This is a genomic window from Paenibacillus sp. PsM32 (genome assembly GCF_030433815.1).
Classification (GTDB): Bacteria; Bacillota; Bacilli; order Paenibacillales; family Paenibacillaceae; genus Saccharibacillus; species Saccharibacillus kyungheensis.
On the sequence record NZ_JARUWY010000001.1, the window covers coordinates 184551 to 205277 of the forward strand.

Genomic DNA, 20727 nt, shown 5'->3' on the forward strand with positions numbered 1-20727 from the left:
TCCTATAATCATGAGTTGTATGTCTAACGCTGGTATATCTAATCTATTAGCTTCCACGATAAGTGCTATATCCACCGGGAGCGACCAATAAAGGAATATGATAATTTTGTTCAGTATCTACAATATGGAAACGTAAAGGAACCTTTTCCCATAATAAGGTGTCTGCTGTACTGGTACCGATCGCACGATGATAATCACCAACATAAAAGATCAATTCGTATAATCCAGCTTGTATATGTTCCCCTGCTAACAATGGTTGATCGACACGTCCATCTGCATTAGTAAAGGCTGTAGCAAGTAATAGATTTTTTTCACTATAATAAAGTTCGATTTTGACACCCTCGGCTGGTGTGCCTTGTGCCAAATTCAACACATGAGTTGTTATTTTACCGCTCACTTGCTTCACCTGCTTTCTTTGTGACCTGTTTCTTGTTTGGCGGTATAAGATCTAGAATCATTAGGAAAGAAGTAATCCTTGCTCATCTGCCCACATTTGCAGTCTTAACCCTGCAATCGTATGTACCTGTCCAAGTGCTGTCTGAAATTCCTCTTCAGCCGGCTTTCCTGTCCGATGACGCATAGATTCCAGAATCTGATCAGTCGTTTTTCCTTTGACTGCTAAAATAAAAGGAAATTGATATTGCTCAGTATACACTTCATTCAATTTCGCTAATTGTTCGTATTGTTCTGCCGATAGTCCAGTCAATCCTGCTCCTGCTTGTTCTGATTGTGAGTGGTCACTCATTTCGATTTTGGTTCCCAAATCGGGATGTTGTCTTAATAACGTTAATTGTGTCGATATATCAGAATCAGATACAATCTTTTTCATCGTATTTAACATGTCTTGTAAAGTATTAAACGGTCTTTGCTCCCATGCTTGTTCAGTAATCCAAGCGGAATGTTCATATAATCCACCAAATTGCTGTAAAAATTGTTCTTTAGTCCACGTCTGCCATGGTTTCTGTGTATTTACCAAAGGTTTTCCTCTTTTCGTTCGTTCTTTTTTATCATTTTACGTAAGGTTATAGAACATATCAACTAATCAGCCGTAATTTTGTTATATAACATAACATTGAAGTGGTGTTTTGTGAATAATACAAAAAGCCCTCACCAAAAGGTAAGGGTCTTTAGCATAATGATATGCCACTTGTATAGAGTTAATTTTGATGTAATCTTCAATCATTGATCCTTGTAGAGCAATAACTTCTTCTAGCATCGTTACTAGGAGATCGACTTACGATTGTTGTTTATCTTTCAAAAATTTGCGGAATGTAAATACCATTTTAAGTTTGAGCAGATCATTTGTCTTTTTGAAATCCATCTGAAGCAGACCACCGATCTTGTCCATCCGATAGGTTACAGTATTGCGATGCACATATAACTGCTTAGCGGCTTCATTAATAAGTCCGTCATTTTCAACAAAAGCTTCAAGTGTATTCATCAGCACTTGATTGGGATCGCTGTCTTTGATCAGTAACGGCTCCAGTATTTTGTGACAATACGTCTCCATAATATTCTCAGGAACATGCTGAAATACATAGGCAAATTCTAACGTCTGAAATTGCAAAGCAATATGTGTCATTCCAAAGCGCTTCGCTAACTTGCGGGTCTCCAATGTTTCTTGATGAGCTTCACGCAAAGAACTGGGTTCTGTCTTAATTTTGCTAATCCAGAAGCGTGGACTACCCCCATCATGACTAAGAGATTCCATATCTTCAAACCGATTGATCAAAAAAGCAGATAGTTCCTCACCATAATCTCGCTCAGATGGACAAGCATAGATCGATAAGATCCCTTCTTCGATCCGAAAATGTTGAGAAGGAAATAACTGCATCAGCGGATTATACTGCAACTCTTGATGAATCTGGGCTAGACGCTTTTCTGAAGAAAATGCTTGTGGCTCAAGTGTGGTTAATACACATTGATACGGCCCGGGAAATAAGTTCACTCCTAATCGCCCTGCACCTTCTGTAAGATCATCGAGAGACATTCGTTTGGATAGATATTGCGTAACCAGTGTACGCATTTTGTCTTGTACACCAGGATTCACATGTTCACGGTATGTCGTATCCATATGAAAAGCTAATACTTCAGCGGCTTGCTGGAATAATTCTTCTTCTTCTTTCAGTGGCATCGAGCTATCTGTAAATACCAGTAAAAATCCATACTGTTCACTACGCTTCATAATCGGTACACGATAACAGCTACCCGAGTTCCATTTTACACGTGTCGGTGACATTTTCCACGGCCATCCTTGAAGTACACTGTCTCCGCCTTCACCGCCATTGTACAGAATATGTCCGCGTGAACCGATAATGGCTATCGGGTATTTCAAAATATCTTCCAGCACAGCAAATACATTTCCCTGTTGATCCTGATTAAGCGCAAACTGCATAAGACGCTTTTGCTTATGTAGAACTGATTGCAACAGTTTGGTACTCCGTTCGTGTTCTGCTTGAAAAAGAGCATTCATCTGATCGGAAAAAGTAAATTGAAAAGGAAGCTCAAGCAGTGGAAATTGTAAACGATTGGCTTCATCAATAATCGCCTGCGGAATCACTTCCCAAAATCGTCCTAACTTTACTCCAAGCCCTGCACAACCGCGCTCATTTAACTTGCGCATCAATTTGATCGCTTCTTCTTCACTGTCTTTCATAATAAAAGCAGTCGTAAATAACATTTCTCCGCTTTTGATCCAGTCGGCGATATCTGGCGCGTCCATAACATTCACAGACTTCATGAGTCGTGATGTTCCCCGGGCACCCGCAACAAGGCGCGCTTCAGACAGAGGATACACTGCGAGCGCTTCTTGAACCGTTAATTGCATACGAGTACCTCCTATTCCGCTAACATCTATACGAAATTCCAAATAATATTGTCATGTATTATAACATACAAATCATTTGCATTAGTATAACGATTATTTATACCTTTTCTCTTATCAGACCTCTTAATGCAAAAAAATACACCCTTTTCTCCTCTATAGTTAATGTCTGGTTTGATAATGATCCAGACTTATAGGGACAAAAGAGTGTATATAGATTAATAATGAGATTGCAATGTGTCTGTTATTCTTCTTCCTCTTCTACTTCATAACGGCACAGGTAACGTTCAGAAGCCGCATTTAGCTCTCCATTTCCGATAACAGTAAAGCCGATATTGCGATAAAATTCTGCTCCTTCATCATCTGCTTCAGCAAGCAAAACAGAAGGTTGAGCAGTTTCTATCAATTCTAACAAAATACCACGTCCATACCCTTTACCACGTTCATTCGGAGCAATCGCTAAATGACGGATACGTAAAACGTCCGGTGTATCTGCTTCTTCTACACAGCCGATTACACCAATCCATGCGCCGTCTTCTTGATATCCATATAAATGCATATGATCCTGTGTATGATACTGTTGAATAACAGCCTCTAATACTTGTGGATCAGGAAATACGGCATATGATAATAATTCCTGTAATTGAGGTTGCTCTAATTTTTGATCGATCCGTTCTAACACACTGTATTCCTCCTGTACGGTTTGCTTGACTACTTCTCTATTTTACATGATGTGTCAAACAGTTACACAGTACAATATGTTTATCATGCTTATAGCTTACTTGTCTGTAGATGACTGTACTTGTTGCAACACTTCAGGATGAGGCTGTGGATCTTCTTTACAAGCTGCAAATGTGATCCAATTGCCTTGTAGTTCGATCTCTTTGCCATCTTTGGTTTCTTCGATCGCTTGAGCAACTGCTTTGCGCTCGATAATATTCCAACCTTCATAATATTCATTTAAAAGTTCTAACAATTGTTCTGTGGTCAAATTCAGCTCGATATTTCCTTCTTCAGCTTCTTGCGTCTTTTGATCCACTTGTTGAACCGAAGAAGTCATAGAGATTAGATGAATACCACCTGTACGAGTCCCTGCTTGCATGCTGTTGATTACTTTTTGCAATGAATCTTGAGAAGATACATGCTCTAAGCATCCGGTAGCAATCATATAATCGTAAGCATCCGGTTCAATAGTGTAACTTTCCACATCGCTGGTAACTGCTTCGATCCGGTCAGCCACATTGTATTCTTCTGCATATTTCTGCAATTGCTCAATCGCAGAATCTAGCAAATCTACCCCTACCACAACACCGCCTTCAGTTAATTGTTGAGCAACTGGAATCGTATGTCTGCCTACTCCACAAGCCATATCCAATACTTTTGGTGCAGGTGTATATTTTTGCAGACGTTCTAACAACTCCATCACAATCGGTGTAGGCCCTGCCATCCAAGTTCCAGGTTCAAACAATTTATTTTCTTCATAAAACTTTTCGTGGTAATCGGATTCTGATTCTCTAGCTGTGTCAAATGCTGCGCACATCATGTATCTCCCCTTATCATCAATTGGTATATCTACCATTACCCAAGTAATCACATATTATAAAGGGGAGCGCTCATTTATTTATGGATGTATACAAAAAAGGAACCTGCAAAGTGCAGATTCCCTGATCATTCTTTTTATTTGACTAAATATTCTAGTTCCCGACAAGCTTTTTCATAAGCTGGAGCTAGCAACTGGACAAGTTCTTGAACTCCTCGCAAATCATCTTCTTTAGCCAATGTCTCAATCTGATGTAACAATTGTGCCATATATTGAATCCCTATACTCAAGCTACCGGATTTGAGTTCGTGTGCCGCTTCCGACAATGCTGCTGCATCTTTACGGAGCACTAACTTTTTTAATCGTTCTAGCTTAGTAGGTGTCTCACTTTTGTACATTTCGATAAGCGTCCGCAATACTTCTGGATCACCATCATCATTTAATTCCAGTATTTCTTGAATCACACTCATATCCAATGCTTTTTCATGAACGATATCTGGAAGCCATTTACGCATCATGACGGTTAGACTTTCAAGATTAACCGGCTTGGTCAAAATATCATTCATCCCTGCATCCAGACACTTCTGCCGATCTTCCTGACTGGTATTACCTGTCAAAGCAATAATCGGTACTGGTGAGCGCATCTCTGCTGTTTCTAATTCACGAATTTTGTGAGTAGCTTGCAGACCATCCATAATAGGCATACGGTTATCCATCAAAATTAAATGATAGGTTTGTCCAAGATATTTGGAGATCGCTTCTTGTCCGTTGCTAACTGTATGGACGTGTTCCATTCCCATCTTTTTCAGTTGTAGTTGAATCACCTGACGATTAATAGGATTATCTTCTACAATTAATATAGCTTTATCCGTCTGTTTATGATGCAAATGAGAAGGAAGTTGATGATGATCGATCTGCTGTTCATCGAGACTCGTATGGATTAACGCTTGAGTGTCCGAAGAAGCTTGAACTTTTTTGAGCGGAATATCGAACCAAAAAGTTGATCCTTTATTTTCTTCACTTTTCAAATCAATCGTTCCTTCCATCAGCTCTACAAATGACTTACAAATGGAGAGCCCCAGCCCCGTTCCTTCTACATCGTTTTTGCCAGGTTGATCAGCTTGTGCATAAGGCTGAAACATATTTTTTTGATTTTCTTCAGAGATGCCGATTCCTGTATCTGTAACTTCGATGTGAAGAACCTGTAAATTTGCACTGTTGTGTTTCAATTGTATACTGACTTCGATCTTTCCTTGTTTGGTAAATTTATTAGCATTACTGAGCAGATTAAGCAAAATTTGTCTGATTCTGCCGCCATCGCCCACCAATTCATTTTCTACCCGGTAATCAATAAAAGCCGAAATCACATTCTCATTTTTTTGCGCTTTGGGTTCACTTAACCGAATAATATGATCCAATAATAATCGCAAATCAATAGGTTCTTCTTGCAGTCTCATTTTGCCGGCTTCCATTTTGGAAAGGTCCAGCATATTGTTAATCATACTGAGCAATAGTTCAGCCGACTCTTGAATTAACATCACAGACTGTTGTTGCTCTTGCGATAATCCAGAACTCATTAAAATTTCGGACATACCGATCATTCCATTCATCGGTGTACGTATTTCATGAGTCATAATTGCCAAAAAGCGAGCACGTGCTTGATTGGCATGGATAGCTTCTTCTTTTGCCGCATTCAACTCAGCATTGGTTTTGGCTAACTGACGTTGTAGCGTAACCATTTCATTATTCATTGCTGAAAATTCAGCTAATATTTGCTCTTCTTGATATTTGCCTTTAATCATCTTATGGGAAAGATCTTCTATCGTTTTACGCAAAATAGTGATTTCTTGTTCAGCATTCGTCATTGCGTTCATCTTCCCTTCTAAAGGCTATTCAACCTTTTACCGAGGGCTGGCTGCCTGACTCATTCAGGGCTACTAAGCTTGTCGCTATTTCAACAGCTTCATTTGCATCAGGTGCAAAACCATCTGCCCCAACTCGCTTCCACAGTTCCCTGTCAATATTAAACGGCAATCCGCCGACAATGATTTTGACATCTCTGGTTGATTCTTCAGCGCGAATTTTTTCAATTAAGTCTTGCACTAAATGAACGTGAAAGGTCATTGTTGCAGAAATAGCAATTACATCCGCCTGATGATGCACAATGGATTGTAAAAGACTGTGATCTGGAACATTAGCACCTAAATAATAGGTGTTCCAGCCTTCCATTTCAAAAAAATCAGCCAACATTCGAATCCCGATCTCATGTTGTTCTTCTCCGACACAGGCCGCAACTAAGCGATATCGTTCCTCACCTGCGCTTATCCAATATGGATACAGACGTGAAATGATACTTTGTGTTGCCGCTGTACAGAAATGTTCTTGAGCAATATTAATATCGCCAATTTGCCATAACCGACCGATCTCATATTGTACAGTCTGGAATATATGAATGTATATATCTTTGATAGGAGTATCGTTTTCAAGAAGATGTACGATAAGCGCGTAGGCCTCTTTGCGTTCTGTACGTAGCAAACAATCTAGGTATTGTTTTGCTTCTTTTCCTAATAACGAGGTATCCAACATATACGATGTTTGCGATTCACTGGTTTGAACATGATGTATCCCCATATCCAGATAATCAATCACATTGGATTTGTGGGGATGATCAAAACTTTTTTGAAGCGCTTTTTTGATCGCATGTAAATTTACTAATAAATCTTGTTCGGATACTCGATATCCATTTAACAGTACTTTGAGCCATGAAATATAATTCATAAACAAACTTGGACTCTTCATCAGTACACTTTCAGCTAAATAGCTAATCGTATATAAAGAATCTTGCTTGGTTCTTATTCTGCCATTAGATCCAAATCGTTGCATTAAGTCTGGCTGCTGACGATACTGCATCTGTGTTACTTTTTCTGCAAATCGATCTGCTTGCGATATGAGTTGTTGTCCTGCTGTTTCTTCTCGTTGTAGTGCCATCGCGCCTGACCTCCTTGTCATAAAGACCTTACGAGGATCAATTCGCTTGCACAGATCGTAAGATGTGTTTATAACTGCTGATTATTCAGCTTATCATTTATATCCAGAATGTATACCTTGGTGAAATTTTCCCATAGATTGACGAATTAAGCAAGTTCTATAGGTTGCATTTCGCATATAAAACCCACTTTTCATATCTATATTAATGTAAAAAAACAGAAAAAGCTGTCATGAATCAACAGCTTTCGTTTTTTAAACGTATTTGCATATTCTGCGTATTTGATAGCGTTTGCGTATCTATCAAAATTTCCCACTGAATACCGATTTTTTCGTTTATATTCGATATCATGTCTGAATGCAATAACAATCCCGATAATTGATTTCCGTTTTGTTGGTAATCCCGATGTTCTTGCAGTTGATATCGGAAGTATAAAAGTCGCTTGACACCACCGATATGAATAAACTTGAACCTGTATCCTTCAAGTATCGCTTGTTCCCATGGATCATTCATATCTGTCGCAATCTGTAGACGATCTAACATATCCATTTGCGGATCAGCTACATTTGACAATAAAGGGGTCCAATCTTTGTTATGGATATAAGCGATAATGGTTGCTGGATCTAATCCACTACTCATACAGTTCTCAATCCATAATCCTACAGGTAACGATAGCTTCACTTTTTCCAAAAATGGTTCTGTCATGAATGAACCTCTAGCGGACTATCTATATATTGCTTGATCCAATCATTCACATGAGTTAACAAGTCTACACGATAGCTAGGCTTACCACTTTTGAGTACCATATGATTAGAATCAGGATAACGAACCATTTTGGTCACTTTGCCTTGACGTTTGAGTGCAGTATATAACTGTTCTCCTTGTTCGATAGGACAGCGCATATCTTGCTCTCCATGAATAATCAGTAGTGGTGTCTCTATCTGTTGCACATGAGCAAGTGGCGATTGCGACCATAACCGTTCTGTATCTCCCCAGGGATTACCACCGATTATCCCTTCTGTATAGGAAATACCAATATCGCTAATTCCATAAAAGGAAATCCAATTGGAAATACAACGCTGTGTAACGGCTACGCGAAAACGATCATCATGAGCAATTATCCAATTGACCATAAGTCCGCCATAACTACCACCACATATACCTAACTGTTGATCATTACATTCAGGATGATGTTGCAGTATATAATCTACTGCTTCTAGTAGATCACGATAATCGCCACCCCCGAAATCTTGACGGCATGCTTGAGCAAAATGCTGTCCATAACCGAAGCTACCACGTGGATTAATCATCAGCACCGCATAGCCCTGTGATACTAATGCCTGCATTTCGTGGCTATAAGCATCAGAATACATCGCATGTGGCCCACCATGAATCTGTAAAATCAAAGGAATTTTAGAATCATGATCTACTATATCTGTTGGTTTCATCAACCACCCTTGAATCTGAATGCCTTCTTTATTGGTATACCAAAATAATTCGGGTACCGATACATTGTAATCAGCTAGCCATAGATGAGTATTTGTTAACGGTTTTACTTCATCCCATTGGATATTGGATACTGGAAGAAATGGAAATGTTACTAACTCATATGGATGAGTAGCATCAGCAACCAGCGCTACCATAATATCTTGTTGTGGAGCATAGACGATCTGATGAATATCTTTTCCACCTGTTGTTATGGGAGTACATACTCCTTCTTCGGTAATACGATATAGATCTACACTACCTTGATAAGTTCCTAATACATAGATAGATTGTCCATCTGCACTATAGATCGGCCCGGGTATCGAAGCCGCAGTCTTCATATCATTCAGTATAAAATTACCGAACTGAATCTGTGATTGTGGTGTTAACGAATGTATTTGCTTCCTTGATCGGTCTATTCGGTACACTTGATTCTGAGTACCACTGCCATACTCTCGATCATTAGCTATACATGTCCATGACTTTCTATCCGGTGCATATGCAAATTGGCTAATCATAAGATCATGATTGGTCTGTATTTCTGTATGTCCAGAAGCGATTTCTAGCGTGTATAAATCTTGATAAAAAACTAGATCCATATCACTATATATAATAGAAGCATTTTTTTGAGCAAGGTAACTTATTTCGGTTCCATCCGGTGACCAGACAGGCGACGAAGCATCAAAATCGCCCTCTGTTATCTGTGTCATTTGACGAGTCGATAATTCAAGTAAAAACAGATGTTGATACGTTCCATTCCACAATCCAGAACCTTCTGCTTTGGGTGTAGTTCGCTCTACAATTTGTCCACGATCAGGTGCATGAGCTTCTACTTCACGCTCTCCTATCACTCGACTTGTCAATATGATAGATCGTCCATCTGGAGACCAGCGAAACAATCCTATTCCACGTTCAAGCTTGCTGTATTGATTTATCGAGCTATCAATCATATCCAATATCCACAATTGTGGCTTATGATCTGTTTTACGAATAAATGCTAAATATCTGCCATTAGGCGACCAGTCAGGTGCATAATCATAATCCCCATCGGTTATTCTTTTCTTTTGCTTTCGATCGGCTGATTGATAATAGATATGCGTTTTGTATTGATTACGTTCAGCATCAATACTTTTGTACACATAAGCTATAGCACCATCAGGATGAATCGAAGGATCACTTACCCAGTTATACTTATACAGATCTTCAGGTTGTATCGTTGTTTGACTCATCAGAATAGGCTCCTTTACAGATCGAATCGTTATTGATACCGCAACTATTTATCGCTTTTGTTATATGTTAGGACTGATCATTAGTGATGCGAGGATCTAATTTATCCCGTAACCAGTCTCCTAGAAAAATAACTCCTAATACTGTAAATGTAATCGCTAATCCCGGAAAAGTAGCTACCCACCAGCTAGTCGCAATATATTGTCTGCCGTCACTGAGCATTCCACCCCATGATACATCAGGTGGCTTAATACCTAGCCCGAGAAAGCTCAACGATGCTTCCATTAGAATCGTTGTCGCTACATTCATACTGGAAATTACAATTAATGATGACATCACATTCGGCAAAATATGACGGAATAATAAGCGACCTTGCCCTGCTCCTGCGGATTGCGCTGCTTTGACAAAATCGCGTTCTTTGAGACCTAAGACTTCACTTCGGATCACTCTAGCATAAGACACCCAATTGGTTAACCCGATTACGATAATCAAAGTTATCAATCCAGGCTGAGTTACAGCAAGTACAACCAATGCTAACAATATCGAAGGAATCGCTAGAAAAGAATCTGCTACTCGCATAATAATTGCATTGATCCATTTGCCATAATAACCGGATAACAATCCTAAGACTGCTCCAATCATACCGGATACCAGTACTGCACCTACACCAACAATTAAAGATACACGAGCACCATATACAATACGGCTCCAAATATCACGTCCTAGATTATCTGTACCTAACCAGTAACTCGATTCTCCTCCATCTAACCATACCGGTGGTTTGAGTCGTTTTAGCGGTGCAACTGAACCAGGATCATGAGTTGCTAACCACGGTGCTAGCAGAGCGCATAACACTACCGCCAAAATAATCAGCAATCCTAATGTGCCGGTTTTACTTTTTAATAACTGACGAATCATTCCTTGATCAGGCATATCTTATCATCCTTTCTAACATTCATTCCTGATCAACGGTACGTAATACGAGGATCAAGCAGACGATACGTAATATCTGTTAATAGATTTCCTATAATGACAATTAACGCAATCACAAATACGGCTGCTTGTACAATCGCCATATCATGTGTATTCACAGCAGTTACTAGAAGTTGCCCTAACCCTGGCCATGCGAATACAGTCTCTGTAATCAATGTACCGCCGATCAGACTGGTAAATTGTAGACCTACAATAGTCACGACAGGAATCAATCCATTGCGAAAAGCATGCTTCATAATAATAATAAATGGACGTAATCCTTTACTTTTGGCTGTGACTATATAATCCTGATTTAAAATTTCCAGCATACTGGAACGAACCAACCGTGTCATCTGTGCTCCAATACCGATACCAAGTGTAAAAGCAGGCAATAATAAATGTTCAATGCCACCTCTGCCTGATACAGGTAAAGCACCTAATATGACTGAAAATAACAAAATCAGCATAATTCCCATCCAAAAGTTGGGCATCGCTTTGCCGATCACCGAAATACCTGATATCAATAAGTCAGTAAATGTATTACGCTTCACTGCGGACAAAATACCAAGCGGAATCGCCATCACGATTGCAAAAATCATCGCTGCCACTGCTAACTCAAAGCTAGCTGGTAACCGCTCTAACACAAGCGGTAAAGCCGATTCTCCATAGCGAAACGAAGTACCAAAATCACCTTGAATCGCACTTCCCAAAAATGTAATGTATTGCTTATATAATGGTTGATCTAAGCCTAATGCTTCTGTAAGTACAGCACGATCTTCTGCTGTTGCTGTCTCGGGTAACATCAAAGCTACAGGATCACCAGTCACCCGTACCAGAATAAAAACGATTAACGATACAAGTAGCAATACCGGAATAATTTGAAGTAGTGATTTCACAATATAACTTTTCAAGCTAATCACCTCCGTACCTAGCATATAGTTCTTACATTTCAATGATTACGATAACAAAAAGCAGGGACGATACATTTCCATCCCTGCTGCATTTTTTTATCCATTCACAGGTGTAATATCATCTGCATAGAACATTTCATCACTTCTTGGTGTAAATTTCACACGACCATCTGCTCCATAAATACCTTCCATTTGGAACAAATACACAGCCGGACGTTCTTCTGCCAAAATCTGCTGTACTTCTTGATATTGTTTTTCACGAGATGCCGGGTCCATATTTACAAGTGCATCTTGTAACAACTTTTCAACTTTCGGATTGTTGAAGTCTGTTTCTCCTGCTGCTTCTGTTTTGAGATAACGATTGTAGTTATTAGAAGCATCGAACAATGAATTACCGATACCGATCATAAAGATTTCTTTGAATGACTTGGAGCTATAACGTTCACTAAAAGCACTAGGTTCCAGCACTTCCAGATTGGCTTTGAATCCTGCTTCATTGAGCATCGCTGCTACAACTTCTGCATATTCTTTGTACTGAGAAGATACGGTCATATTAAGTTCTGCTCCTGTATGACCGGACTCTTGTAACAATTGCTTGGCTTTGGCTGGATCGTATAGAGTCTGTTTGTATAGTGAAGGATCTGCTCCAAAGTTACCCGGCGTTACAGAAGTACGTGTCACAATCCCTGCTCCACCTGCAATACTATCTACAATCCCTTGCTTATCAATTGCCAAATCAATCGCTTCACGTACTTTAGGATCAGCCGTGACTGTCCCTTCGGTTTCACGCAAAATCAATTGCAATACACGTTGGATCGGAGCTTTCACAATTTGTTTTCCTTCTTCGCTTTGAATACGTTCGACATCAGTTGAAGGAATACCTGAAGCAATATCAATCCCACCTGCTAACAATTCCGATACACGTGTCGAAGCTTCTGGAATCGAACGGAACACCACTGTATCCCATTTCGGTGCATCGCCAAAGTATTTATCATTTTTGACCAGTTCTACACGATCATCTTTGATCCATTTGCTGAATTTGTAAGGACCTGTTCCGACTGGATTTTTAAGAAACGCATCGATTCCTTTGTCTTTGATATATTTTGACGGAAGAATTCCTGCACCCATTTTGGATAAACGATTTAACAATAATGGATCAGGGCCATCGGTAATCATATCGACAGTATAATCATCAATCACTTTGACTTGTTGGATAGATTTGAAATACGAATTTTGTTTGAGTGCACTATCTTTGGCAACACGATCAATCGTATATTTCACGTCTGCCGCTGTAAAAGGATCACCATTATGGAATGTGACGCCTTCACGTAGTTTGAATCTCCATGTTGTATCATTTACCTGTTCCCATGATGTAGCCAGTACAGGCACTTTCTTTTGTTCATTATCATTTTTGACTAAATAATCAAACATATTCACCAGTACCGCTTCACTAGACGTATTGTTATTGTTATGCGGATCAAAGCTTTCGATATCTGTTGCATTCCCGATTGTTAATGTTTTGCTGTTGGTCGCTGAATCAGTAGATGTTCCTTTGCTACTCCCACAACCTGCTACCACTATCGCTACTATAAGCAGTAATACTGTACTCGTTATCCAAGATTTTGTTTTCATACCTTCCACTCCTACCCTTTTGAGATCATATTTATTTTTATTTATGATGATTCACTGGTTGATCCAAGTAATGTAATGCAAGTGCAGACAACGTGGCCACACCGTAAGGAAGTGCTGATTCATCCAGATCGAACATAGGATGATGTAATGGATAAGAAGTCTCTGGCTGTCCATTGCTTGTCCCTAAGCGGAAAAAGACAGCCGGTACTTTTTCTGCATAAAAAGCAAAATCTTCGCCACCTGTTGAAGGACGCGTATATTGCCATTTCGGCCCTTCTGCCATCAGATCACAAGTGGCTGCTAAGAAATCAACCATCTGGTTATCATTTTTGACAACAGGATAATTCATTTGATAATCCAGTTCATAATCAGCACCAAATGACGATACAATTCCTGCTATGATCTGCCTGATCTTGATCGGCATTTGCTGACGAACTTCCGCAGACAATGTGCGTACTGTTCCTAGCATTTCGACTTCTGAAGCAATAGCTGCCGCCATTGTGCCCCCTCGAATCTGACCGATACTCACAACCGCTGTCTCCAAAGGGTCTATCATACGACTTGTAATTTGTTGCAAAGCAGAGATGACTTGAGCAGATACCGCAATCGCATCAATTCCTTCATGTGGACGTGCTCCATGTCCTCCTTTACCAACAATACGAAGCGTAAAAAAGTCAGCAGAAGCAAAAGCCACTCCTTTACATACTGACACTTCTCCTACCTGCAAACTCGGAAAAACATGTAAGCCAGCCATTGCATCCACATGAGGATGCTCTAATACACCATCTTGAATCATTGCATCTGCTCCTGCTAATCCTTCTTCTGCGGGTTGAAATACGAATTTGATATTGCCGGATGCAGGTCGACCGATAGACGTTAACAATTGAGCAGCACCCATAAGCATAGTGGTATGAGCATCATGACCACACAGATGAGCTTTACCTTCCGATTGAGAAGCATAACTGGTTTGCTTGGCATCTTGAATCGGTAAAGCATCCATATCCGCTCGCAGTCCAATGGTTGGACCGGGTTCTAATCCACGCCATAGCCCGACAACGCCTGTTTTCCCAATACCTGTCTGCACTTCAAGTCCCAGACTTTGTAAATGTTCAGCTACTATCGCTGAAGTTCGAACTTCTTCATACCCGATCTCAGGATGAATATGTAGATCACGACGCCATGCGGTTAAATTCTCCTGCATAGACTGCGCAGCTGGTAATAACTGCGCCAGTCTAATCTGGATATCTTGCTGATCAGGATGATTCATTATGATTCACTCTCCTTTTCCAGAATCGATACCGGTTGATCAAATACGCGGTGATAAATAGACGAAGCAGACTGCTCAATATGTTGACGCATTAATAGTCGGGAACGTTCGCCATCATGAGCACGAAGCACATCCAACAATTCAAAATGACTATCTGAATTGCGTACACGTACTTCCTGACTATAAGGCATCAGATCAAGCGCAGGATTGATTTTGGTACGAATCTCTCGCACTGCTTTTTCAAAATAAGAATTACCGGATGCTTTGGCAATCATCAAATGAAATTTCACATCTAGAGCACGAAATAACTCGCGTGAACAATCTTGTTCAATACTCATCTCCAGATATAGTTGTAATTGATGTAACTCTTCTGCTTGAATACGCTTTGCCGCCAAAAAAGCAGCTTCAGGTTCAATAATAAGACGGTACTCAAATACTTTGCTCCAAGACTCCCAATTGGTCGCAATTTGTTCATGATGACGATGATGTGAATTGAGCGTTAAGGGCAACACAAATGTTCCACCTTTAGCACCTACACGCTTCTCAATCAATCCTTCTTCTTCTAAGCGAGAAAGAGCTTCACGTACAGCTAATCGACTAGCATTGAACATCACTGCCATATCGCGTTCATTAGGAAGTTGTTCTTCTGGCAATAATTCTTTTAAAATAATAGATTCTTCTAATTGATCGAAAATAAAATCACTAACTTTTTTAGGAGAAACTTTCTCAAATTGTTGTGGAAAATAAGTTCGCATGTTTTCCTCCTGATTGAACAGATAATAGTGCAACGTAGAAGATTTATTGAGATAAAGTAATATTTCGGATCATATGTCATATCAAATAGTCTTATTCATGACTATAATGGTATAAGGTACGAACTTTAGACCATTTAAATAGACGACAAAAAGTGACTTTTATTTAATATACCTTCTGTGTACGCAGAGGTCAACGATTATTCATACCAAATTGATAGGTTTTATAAATATTAAATAAAAAAAGCCTAATCAGTGGTATAATCCCTGATTAGACTTCTTTATTAGCAGCGGCATATCCTAACTTTTTGAGCAATGGAATAATATCTAACTTTTCATCATGATTCAGACCTTGAGTCGCTTTCATAATCGCTTGTTTGTGACCGGTAAAAATACTTTCAAAAAATTGATTACCTTCTGCTGTAAGCTCTGCAAAAATAACACGACGATCATTATCACAAGCTCGACGGCATAACATTTTTTTCTTTTCTAATTTATCAACAACATACGTAATATTCCCGCTTGAAATCAATACTTTTTGTCCTATTTTCTGCAATGGCTGTGGATTTTCACTGTGGTACAAAAAGTCCAGTACACCGAATTCAGTTGGATTAAGACCATAACTTTGAATATCATCGTTGACTTGATTCATGACAGCCTGATAAGCACGTGATAAGATAATAAGCAAATGAAGCGATTCTTTTTCTTCATCACTTTCTGTGTTGGGATTAGGTTGTATGGATGAGTGTTTCATAGCTGAAACCTCCTTACACTAAGAATAGGTATATGCTAAACATATAGCGCCTGCGATTCTTTTTCATCGATTATTCCGAAAAATACACGCAGACGCTTTATTATTATATTACAATGGTCATAAATGTAACTTAGAAGTTTTGTGCAACTGTTGCTGCATTTTGAAGACCATCAGCAACGATTTGTTGTGAACGATCTGGGAATGCGTTGTGACCTTCGATAATGAATTTCTCAACATCTGTAATACCCCAGAAGCCAAGCAATGTTTGTACATAACGTACAGCCAATTCGATATCAGCGCCAGGACCTTCAGAATATACGCCACCACTAGCGTGTAACAACATTACTTTTTTACCGCCAGCAAGTCCTACAGGACCTTCAGCAGTATATTTGAATGTTTTACCAGCTTGAGACAAGTAATCGAAGTAGCTATGCAATACAGCAGGAACTGCAAAGTTCCACAATGGGAATGCAATAACAACTTTATCAGCATCCAAAAATTGAGTTAAGTATTTGTTTACACGGTCAACAGCCGCTTGCTCTTCAGCAGATACTTCCATACCTTGAGAAGCTTTGAAGTTAGCACCCAATACAAAAGCATCATAGTAAGGGATATTTTCTGCGAATAAATCAAGTTCTACAACTTCATCTTGTGGATGAGCAGTTTTGTAGCTGTTAAGGAATGCTTCGTATAGTTGTACACTGACTGCTTGATCAGCAGGACGGTTGTTTGCTTTGACAAAAAGAACTTTAGACATGGATAAAATCTCTCCTTTTATTTGGATACTGTAATAGTATCAATTCATAAATCTTAATTTAAAGATAATATATAAACAAACTTTTGTCAACTATAAATTATATAGTGCCTTTTTCAATATTACATAGAGATAACCGCCTGATCACTTCCTCTATCAGACGGTTATTTTATGTTTTGTATATAACCTTTATCTCATCAGCGACGTGATGGTGCACGCAATACTTCGATTACGCCACTTTCGTAAGCTACAACGACAGCACTAGCCATATGAATAAATAGTCCATTATCTACAATACCTGGCACATTATTCAGTTGATGATGTAAGCGAACCGCATCTTCAATCACGTCAAAATGACAATCGACTGTATAATTGCCATTGTCTGTTTTGAAAACATCGCCTTCTTTAGTTTGACGCAACACAGGCTTGCAACCAAAGCTGGCTAACTTTTCTATTGTCCATTCATGAGCAAATGTGACTACTTCTACAGGTAAAGGAAATGCGCCTAATTTCTGCACTACTTTATTCTCACCTGTAATAATCATCACCTGACGACTGCGAGCGGCTACAATTTTTTCACGTAATAGCGCTCCACCGCCACCTTTAATCAAGTTAAGATCAGGATCGACTTCATCTGCTCCATCAATAGTCAGATCAATTTCGCCTACTTCTGCAAAAGGAATAATAGGAATGGACCATTTGCGAGCTAAATTTTCAGAATGAACGGATGTCGCTACTGCACGTATATGTAGTCCTTGCTTTACACGTTCACCGATTTTTTCGATAGCATACGCTGCTGTAGAACCTGTCCCCAGCCCAACCATCATGCCATCTTCTACCCAATCCACTGCTTTTTCTGCAGCCAACTTTTTAATGTTCATTACCTGTTCACTCCATTATTAGTCTAATAATTTATTGAATACCATGTTCATGATATGAAATAACAGAATGAATACCATCCATAGATTTCATGTAACATTTGAACTATACTGATATACGGGTGAATATTCTTAGCATCATACTATACACATTCACAAATTAAAAGGAGCCTAAAAACCATGCGAACCGAAAATCAGATCAAATCCAAACTCAACGAATTGACACTTCAAAAAAGAAATATCCAAACTCGTCTTGCCGATTTAACACCTGAAACTGCTTCTTATACCTCGCTCAATGAACAACTAGTTCGTATCGAAGATATGTCCAACATGCTTGAATGGGTACTGAATGAGCCTCTAGGAAAATATCATGCGTAATCATGCTATATTCTATTTTATCTGAATCAATTCAGAATTACAAAAGCAATTCCTCTCTATATTCCTGCCTTTTTTATTTCAAAAAGTGACATAATATATGCTTTTTTAAATTTTTTTAGGTCTTTTGATTCAATCCTATTGAACCATGTTTATAAAAATAAAGAAAATTGATTTTAACTATAAATTATTGGAATACAAATTCCGACATATAGAATTGAGTGTTACTGTGCCATATTTTACAGCGTTCTGGAAATAAAGCGACAAATTATTCGATAACGGCAAATTTTCTAATCATACTAAATACCTAATTTGCTTAATTTTTATTTGGTGTAATTTGTCACTTGTATTTCTTTTCGCTGTTTTCAACAGTCTCGTAACGGGTCCTCTATCAAATCTAAAAAATCTTAGATTGTTGGCTATCCTGACCGATAAGCTTTATAGGGGCACACAATCTTAGATCCACCAATCAAAAATAGGAGTGAGAGCATTGAAGAAAATCAGCAGACTATCTTTTTTCGCCAAAAACTTATTAATCTCAGCAATTAGCATCATACTTATTGGTGTTATTTTGCTAGTGAGCAGCTATTTTACGCAGAAAACGATCTTAATTAATCAACTACATGGTCAAGTTCAGGCGGTAACAGATACTTTTGCTCAAGGTATTACAAATGCTGATGTTGAAAAACTTGTGGCAGAAAAAAGCTATGACGGTGCTAAACAAACCGAAATCCGTAGCTACTTAGATAATATTAACAAATACAACCCTAATATTTCACAAGCTTATATTTTTGGTACAGAATTAGCAGATGGCAACAAAACGTCTCTAATCGCTGTTCCAACTAAAGTTATGGAAGCTTTGAAACAAGGAAATATAAACATTGGATATTTGTATGAACAACCTACTGAAATCGTAAATGGTATTCAAGAAATGCTCAAAACCAAACAACCGACATTTACAAGTTTTTATACAGATGATCTTGGACTATGGACAACTATTTTGTATCCAATCCAAAATGCTGACGGTAAAGTTGTTGCTTATTTTGGCGTTGATGCTGATGCAAGTGCTGTTCCTGAGGGTCTAAATCAATTGTTAGTACGTGGTATTACAATCATGGTGCTATTCTTGATCGTTATCTTCTTACTTCAATTCTTTGTTGTTCGTAGAACACTAGCTCCTCTTCGTGAATTGATTCGCGGAATTGAAGATGTAAGTAAAGGTAATTTGGATATTCATATCAAAACAGGTAAAGACGATCTCGGTATTATCAATCACAAATTTAACCAAATGGTTGAGAAAATGAATAGTGTTATCGTCAATGTACAATCTGCTTCTCAACAAGTTACTGAATCTGCCAAAATGCTAATGGATACTTCATCTGATAATAGCGAACGTTCATTAACATTGATTACTAATATTCAAGATATTGCAAATGGTATGAAATATCAGGAAGAAGCTACAGAAGATACAGCTAAAGCGATGAGCGAGATTTCAACAGTTATCCACTCTATAGCAAATAACTCTTCTAACGTGGCTGACCAAGCGTATTCGATGGAACAAAAATCAGTTGAAGGTAACAAAGTAGTCAATCAAGTCACCGAACAAATGACATTGATCTCTCGTTCTGTACATGACACGTCCAAAGCTGTTGAATTGCTAGAAAGCCGTTCACAAGAAATCGGTAATATTTTGGGTATTATTACAGGGATCTCTGGTCAAACGAACTTGCTTGCATTGAACGCTTCTATTGAAGCCGCTCGTGTAGGTGAACATGGACGTGGATTCGCAGTTGTTGCTGGAGAAGTTCGTAATCTTGCAGAACAATCCGCTCAATCGGCTAACCAGATCAGTACGTTGATTACAGAAATTCAAACCGAGATTCAAAATGCTGTTACAGCAATGAAAAAAGGAACAGAAGAAGTAGAATACGGATTGTCTATTGCTGACCAAACTGGCAAATTGTTTGCCGAAATTCAATCTGTTACCAAACAAGTAACAGAGCAAATTCAAGATATTTCTAGTGCTACTCAAGAAATTTCCGCAGGTACAGAAGAAATGACAGCTACAACTGAGAACCTTAAAACAACAGCAAGTGTTGCAGCAGAAAATAGTGCTAAAGTATCTCAGCATGTAGAAGGTCAAAAATCTTCTATCATTTCAACAACAGATGCAGCTAATCAATTGTCTACAATGGCTGAGCAATTGCAAGAATTGATCTCTCATTTCCATGTACGCAAAATCGATTAATCATTAAATGGTATAAAGAATGCCTTCCACAGAACTTGTGGTTGGCATTCCATTTATATCCTAATATCTCTATGTTAAGAATTTTTTTGTTTATGTTATGCAGTCATATTTAATTCACATAT

General features: G+C 38.8%; 19 protein-coding genes. 2 read left to right on the plus strand and 17 right to left on the minus strand.

What is annotated here, in order from left to right:
• Nucleotides 1-46: 46 nt before the first annotated feature.
• The 17 genes from uraH to rpiA all read right to left on the minus strand — a co-directional run bounded on the left by uraH (nucleotide 47) and on the right by rpiA (nucleotide 17985).
• On the minus strand, nucleotides 47-397 hold the full coding sequence (gene uraH, locus QCD85_RS00865) for a hydroxyisourate hydrolase (RefSeq protein WP_274170354.1): 351 nt from the start codon (nucleotides 395-397) through the stop codon (nucleotides 47-49).
• Nucleotides 398-457: 60 nt separating this feature from the next.
• Nucleotides 458-976 carry a 2-oxo-4-hydroxy-4-carboxy-5-ureidoimidazoline decarboxylase gene (uraD, locus tag QCD85_RS00870; protein ID WP_301261367.1) on the minus strand — a complete coding sequence of 173 codons (519 nt, stop codon included), beginning with the start codon at nucleotides 974-976 and terminating at the stop codon, nucleotides 458-460.
• Nucleotides 977-1234: 258 nt separating this feature from the next.
• The gene (locus tag QCD85_RS00875) at nucleotides 1235-2827 is read right to left on the minus strand and encodes a PucR family transcriptional regulator (protein ID WP_273615714.1); all 1593 of its coding nucleotides are present in this window, start codon (nucleotides 2825-2827) and stop codon (nucleotides 1235-1237) included.
• A 241-nt stretch (nucleotides 2828-3068) separates the two neighbouring features.
• Entirely contained in the window at nucleotides 3069-3506 is a 438-nt protein-coding gene (locus QCD85_RS00880) for a GNAT family N-acetyltransferase (protein ID WP_273615713.1), read from the minus strand.
• Between the two features lie 96 nt (nucleotides 3507-3602).
• Nucleotides 3603-4364: a class I SAM-dependent methyltransferase gene (locus QCD85_RS00885; RefSeq protein WP_301261368.1), complete on the minus strand. Its 762-nt coding sequence runs from the start codon at nucleotides 4362-4364 to the stop codon at nucleotides 3603-3605.
• A 137-nt stretch (nucleotides 4365-4501) separates the two neighbouring features.
• Nucleotides 4502-6229, minus strand: coding sequence for an ATP-binding protein (locus QCD85_RS00890; RefSeq protein ID WP_273615711.1), 1728 nt, complete (start codon nucleotides 6227-6229; stop codon nucleotides 4502-4504).
• A 28-nt stretch (nucleotides 6230-6257) separates the two neighbouring features.
• Nucleotides 6258-7352, minus strand: a complete 1095-nt coding sequence (locus QCD85_RS00895) for a cobalamin B12-binding domain-containing protein (RefSeq protein ID WP_301261369.1) — start codon at nucleotides 7350-7352, stop codon at nucleotides 6258-6260.
• Nucleotides 7353-7587: 235 nt separating this feature from the next.
• Entirely contained in the window at nucleotides 7588-8055 is a 468-nt protein-coding gene (locus QCD85_RS00900; protein ID WP_301261370.1) for a hypothetical protein, read from the minus strand.
• Nucleotides 8052-10064, minus strand: coding sequence for a S9 family peptidase (locus tag QCD85_RS00905; RefSeq protein ID WP_301261371.1), 2013 nt, complete (start codon nucleotides 10062-10064; stop codon nucleotides 8052-8054). Before QCD85_RS00905 ends, QCD85_RS00900 begins: the two co-directional genes overlap by 4 nt.
• 67 nt (nucleotides 10065-10131) lie before the next feature.
• A complete protein-coding gene (locus QCD85_RS00910; RefSeq protein WP_273615707.1) occupies nucleotides 10132-10995 on the minus strand; it encodes an ABC transporter permease in 864 nt (287 codons plus the stop codon).
• Nucleotides 10996-11027: 32 nt separating this feature from the next.
• Entirely contained in the window at nucleotides 11028-11945 is a 918-nt protein-coding gene (locus QCD85_RS00915) for an ABC transporter permease (RefSeq protein WP_273615706.1), read from the minus strand.
• A gap of 96 nt (nucleotides 11946-12041) precedes the next feature.
• Entirely contained in the window at nucleotides 12042-13577 is a 1536-nt protein-coding gene (locus QCD85_RS00920) for an ABC transporter substrate-binding protein (RefSeq protein ID WP_301261372.1), read from the minus strand.
• Between the two features lie 37 nt (nucleotides 13578-13614).
• Nucleotides 13615-14844, minus strand: a complete 1230-nt coding sequence (locus tag QCD85_RS00925) for a M20 metallopeptidase family protein (protein ID WP_301261373.1) — start codon at nucleotides 14842-14844, stop codon at nucleotides 13615-13617.
• Nucleotides 14844-15599 (minus strand): FadR/GntR family transcriptional regulator, encoded by a 756-nt coding sequence (locus QCD85_RS00930; RefSeq protein WP_273615703.1) that lies wholly within the window; start codon nucleotides 15597-15599, stop codon nucleotides 14844-14846. Before QCD85_RS00930 ends, QCD85_RS00925 begins: the two co-directional genes overlap by 1 nt.
• Nucleotides 15600-15867: 268 nt before the next feature.
• Complete coding sequence (locus QCD85_RS00935) at nucleotides 15868-16350, minus strand: MarR family winged helix-turn-helix transcriptional regulator (protein ID WP_273615702.1); 483 nt, start codon at nucleotides 16348-16350, stop codon at nucleotides 15868-15870.
• Between the two features lie 130 nt (nucleotides 16351-16480).
• Nucleotides 16481-17107, minus strand: a complete 627-nt coding sequence (locus QCD85_RS00940; protein ID WP_273615701.1) for an FMN-dependent NADH-azoreductase — start codon at nucleotides 17105-17107, stop codon at nucleotides 16481-16483.
• 194 nt (nucleotides 17108-17301) lie between these two features.
• The gene (gene rpiA / locus QCD85_RS00945; protein ID WP_301261374.1) at nucleotides 17302-17985 is read right to left on the minus strand and encodes a ribose-5-phosphate isomerase RpiA; all 684 of its coding nucleotides are present in this window, start codon (nucleotides 17983-17985) and stop codon (nucleotides 17302-17304) included.
• 177 nt (nucleotides 17986-18162) lie between these two features.
• Here rpiA and QCD85_RS00950 point away from each other — a divergent pair, with 177 nt between their 5' ends.
• Together QCD85_RS00950 and QCD85_RS00955 are read left to right on the plus strand one after the other, a co-directional pair.
• On the plus strand, nucleotides 18163-18360 hold the full coding sequence (locus QCD85_RS00950; RefSeq protein WP_273615699.1) for a hypothetical protein: 198 nt from the start codon (nucleotides 18163-18165) through the stop codon (nucleotides 18358-18360).
• 487 nt (nucleotides 18361-18847) lie between these two features.
• On the plus strand, nucleotides 18848-20605 hold the full coding sequence (locus tag QCD85_RS00955; protein ID WP_273615698.1) for a methyl-accepting chemotaxis protein: 1758 nt from the start codon (nucleotides 18848-18850) through the stop codon (nucleotides 20603-20605).
• The last annotated feature ends 122 nt before the right edge of the window (nucleotides 20606-20727 follow it).